2 protein-coding genes and 2 pseudogenes are annotated in these 4,010 nt (G+C 34.9%); 2 read left to right on the top strand and 2 right to left on the bottom strand.

What is annotated here, in order from left to right; genetic code table 11:
* Positions 1-1,587 precede the first annotated feature (1,587 nt).
* Positions 1,588-2,412, top strand: a pseudogene (locus F6K54_RS07345) (Uma2 family endonuclease); the annotation flags it as partial.
* Positions 2,413-2,980: 568 nt separating this feature from the next.
* Here F6K54_RS07345 and F6K54_RS07340 read toward each other — a convergent pair.
* Positions 2,981-3,151 carry a hypothetical protein gene (locus tag F6K54_RS07340; protein WP_293076057.1) on the bottom strand — a complete coding sequence of 57 codons (171 nt, stop codon included), beginning with the start codon at positions 3,149-3,151 and terminating at the stop codon, positions 2,981-2,983.
* Positions 3,152-3,584: 433 nt separating this feature from the next.
* On the opposite strand from F6K54_RS07340, the gene F6K54_RS07335 reads away from it, so the two are divergent.
* The gene (locus F6K54_RS07335) at positions 3,585-3,791 is read left to right on the top strand and encodes a hypothetical protein (protein WP_293076056.1); all 207 of its coding nucleotides are present in this window, start codon (positions 3,585-3,587) and stop codon (positions 3,789-3,791) included.
* A gap of 66 nt (positions 3,792-3,857) precedes the next feature.
* On the opposite strand, the pseudogene F6K54_RS07330 reads toward F6K54_RS07335, so the two are convergent.
* Positions 3,858-4,010, bottom strand: a pseudogene (locus tag F6K54_RS07330) (winged helix-turn-helix domain-containing protein); the annotation flags it as partial.

The raw sequence follows: 4,010 nt of genomic DNA, 5'->3' as shown, positions 1-4,010 counted from the left end.
GAAGAAATATCTAGTCCAAAATTTTAGTCAAGCATCTAACAACATAGCGATCGCTTTCCCTGAATGTATCTAAACTCAACATTACTATTGGACAATAGTTAAAAAAAATCAATCTGCTCAAAGTTAGCGTTCCTAAAGAAGAAATATCTAGCCAAAAATTTTACTCAAGCACCTAAAATATAGCGATCGCTTCCCCTGAGTGTATCTCAACTCAACATTACTATTGGACAATAGTTAAAAAAAAATCAATCTGCTCAAAGTTAGCGTTCCTAAAGAAGAAATATCTAGCCAAAAACTTTACTCAAGCACCTAACAACATAACGCTCGCTTCCCCGGAGTGTATCTAAACTCAACATTACTATTGGACAATAGTTAAAAAAAATCAATCTGCTCAAAGTTAGCGTTCCTAAAGAAGAAATATCTAGCCAAAAACTTTACTCAAGCACCTAACAACATAACGCTCGCTTCCCCGGAGTGTATCTAAACTCAACATTACTATTGGACAATAGTTAAAAAAAATCAATCTGCTCAAAGTTAGCGTTCCTAAAGAAGAAATATCTATAGGACTTACGCAGATACGCTATATATAGTACTCATAACTATTGGACAATAGTTACTGGACTCTATACACAGTGTCTTTGCGTAAGTCCTGATCTAGAATTTTAGTCAAGCACCCTAAAAGATAGCGATCACTTCCCCTGACTGTATCTAAATTCAACATTACTATTGGACAATAGTTAAAAAAAAATCAATCTGCTGAAAGTGAGGGTTCGTAAGGAAGAAATATCTAGCCAAAAACTTTACTCAAGCATCCTACAAGGTAGCGATCGCTTTCCCTGACTGTATCTAAATTCAACATTACTATTGGACAATAGTTAAAAAAAAATCAATCTGCTGAAACTTAGCGTTCCTAAAGAAGAAATATCTAGCCAAAAATTTTACTCAAGCACCTAACAACATAGCGATCGCTTTCCCGGAGTGTATCTAAACTCAACATTACTATTGGACAATAGTTAAAAAAAATCAATCTGCTCAAAGTTAGCGTTCCTAAAGAAGAAATATCTAGTCCAAAATTTTAGTCAAGCATCTAACAACATAGCGATCGCTTTCCCTGAATGTATCTAAACTCAACATTACTATTGGACAATAGTTAAAAAAAATCAATCTGCTCAAAGTTAGCGTTCCTAAAGAAGAAATATCTAGCCAAAAATTTTACTCAAGCACCTAAAATATAGCGATCGCTTTCCCTGAGTGTATCTAAATTCAACATTACTATTGGACAATAGTAAAAAAAAAATCAATCTGCTGAAACTTAGCGTTCCTAAATAATAATTAATAATTAATAATTAATAATTATTTCTGGTTACAGCAGATTTCGAGTAAATGAGGTACAAGGTAAATGGTGAAAATATTGTAGTGCGGGCATCTTGCCCGCGAGAGTGTACCTCATAACAACGGAAAGTGCTGTAAAACCATCGGATTCATTAATTATCAATTATTCATTGGTAAGAATATCATCAGGACTTACGCATCCAAATTTGGAGAATAACCCGGTTTCTGCGTAAGTCCTAAAAATGTAGATAATAATCGCCAAATTCAATTGTGAAAAATTTCCAAGAACATCCCCAAAGTATTCTTTTAACTGATTCCATCGGACCAATTTTACAACAGCGACACCCAGATGGAAATTATGTCATCGGGCAAGATAGTGCTATTTTTTGGCAAAAAACAGAACCTCTTGAAGATGGAGCAGAAATACCATATTGGTTTTACATTCCCAATGTACCACCACTATTAAACGGTGAAATTCGTCGTTCCTATTGTCTGTGGCGAGAATATATGGCGCCTTTAATTGCTCTAGAATTTGCCAGTGGAGATGGAACAGAAGAATTAGACAAAACACCTTTGTCAGTTTCCGAAGATGGTGAAACAACAAAACCAGGAAAATTTTGGGTCTACGAGCAGATTATCAAAATAAATTACTACGGAATATATGTTATCAAAACTGGCAATTTAGAAATGTATCATTTAGAGGATGACTTTTATCGCCAGATGTCTCCGAATGAGCGGGAACACTATTTGATTGAACCCCTGGGGATAGAATTAGGAAAATGGCAAGGTTCTTATCAAAATCAAAGCTTATCATGGTTACGTTGGTGGGATTCTGAAGGTAATTTATTGTTAACAGGAGCAGAAGGAAAAGAAATAGAAAAAGCCCGTGGCGATCGCTTTGCCAACATAGCTGAACAAGAACGCCAACGAGCTGAACAAGAACGCCAACGAGCTGAACAAGAACGCAAAGCACGAAGAAATGCTATTCCTCAATTATTAGCAACGGGAATGAGTGTAGAACAAGTAGCACAAATTCTTAGTTTAACTGTTGAGGAAGTGAGGAAAATTTCTGATAGTTAGGTTATTTCAGTTATCAGTTATCAGTTATCAGTTATCAGTACCTCCGGCTTTAGTCGGAGGCTTGAAAATACTGAATTGAATATTTTTCACCCCCTTAAAAGTGGAGGCTTTGGACCTCATTTTTTGGTAATACAGCAGATTCCTCGCATAAGCAGAAGAAGTACAGATATTAATAATTAAATCTTTCCAGTGCGGGCATCTTGCCCGCTTCGGGGTGTAGCTGGAATCTGCTGTATTATTTAGTCTATAAATTTTCTCAAATTCCATTTGATTTCAACCACTCTTGATAACGCTGTTCATTACCGCCAAAAGATTCAGCTTAAATTTGAGCTTCTCGTTCATAAACTAAAGATTTATATTCCTCAATAGTCATTGGTTTTTTCTCACAATATGCGATAATAACTTCACGGAATAAAGGCATATTTTGCAAGTCTGGTTCATAACGTTCTACATGAGAAACTATCCAGTCCGTAGGAATTGCCCTAGAAGAATGAAGGGTAGCACCAGAACCAGTAGAATAGAGTCGCTGACCAATTTATTGTTCATACTGTCTTTTTTCTACTGCTTGCTAATCATAACTAGCACGAATAAGACGGGTCGTTTCATCTTTTTCAATTAACCCTCCTGAATGTCGAACCAATTGTTCGCCTTGTTTTACCATGTAAATAATTAGAGTTACTCGATCATCTAATAATTGTTCAATATTTTCAGTCATTGTTTTTTTCTTTGTGGTCTGCAAATGCAAATGATGTTTCTCCTTCAAAAATACATTCGAATAGATTTACTATCGTCTTTCCTAGTTTCTAATAATTTCTATTGATTTCTTTCTACCATATTTTCACAATCTTCTTCTGAAACTGCCCAATGGCTAGATGTGTTGTTTTTATCACTATTATTAGGCTCTGACATTTGCTAAGATTAGAGTGTATATTTTGTTTGTTCCTTGGGCTGAAGCTATTACTTCAAAGCCCAAGTTTTTTGTGCTAAGTCCCTAGTTAACTTCCAGGGATGCTTGCTTTTGATTTTTCATCTTTTTATATTAAACGATGTATACGTCTGTATATAGCTTTTGTTGATAAATATTACTGATGTATACGTCAGAATAGAAGAATAAAAACTGATGACCGATGTATACATAGTATAATAGATTAAAAAATCATCAGCAGAAAATTATGTCCAAGTTAGTCAGAAATAAAAAAGGCCAAATAATGACCGTATTAGGTGAAGGTGAAAAGCCAAAAGCTGAAAAGCCTTTATCTGTAAGAGTTCCACAGGATGTTGATGAGTATGTGCGATCGCTTCCTAATAGAAGTCAGTGGTTAGAGGAAGCCATAACAGAAAAGGCGAGAAAAGAAATGCACGGATATATTAAGGAATAGTTTAACTATTAATAATTAACAGTGGGAAAAACATTTCCCCAGATAATATTTTTCCTTATTCCTAAATTATTCCCGCAAAACATAACCCACTCCTCGCACAGTTTGAATTAACCTTTTTTCTTCATTAGATTCTAACTTTAAACGTAAGTAACGAATATAAACTTCTATAATATTTGAATCGCCCATAAAATCATAACCCCAAACAGTTTCTAATATTCA

It is taken from the genome of Okeania sp. SIO3B5, from assembly GCF_010692555.1.
In the GTDB taxonomy this organism is placed as follows: Bacteria; Cyanobacteriota; Cyanobacteriia; order Cyanobacteriales; family Microcoleaceae; genus Okeania.
Note: the sequence above shows the minus strand (reverse complement) of the source record. Positions and strands in the feature narration are given on the sequence as shown.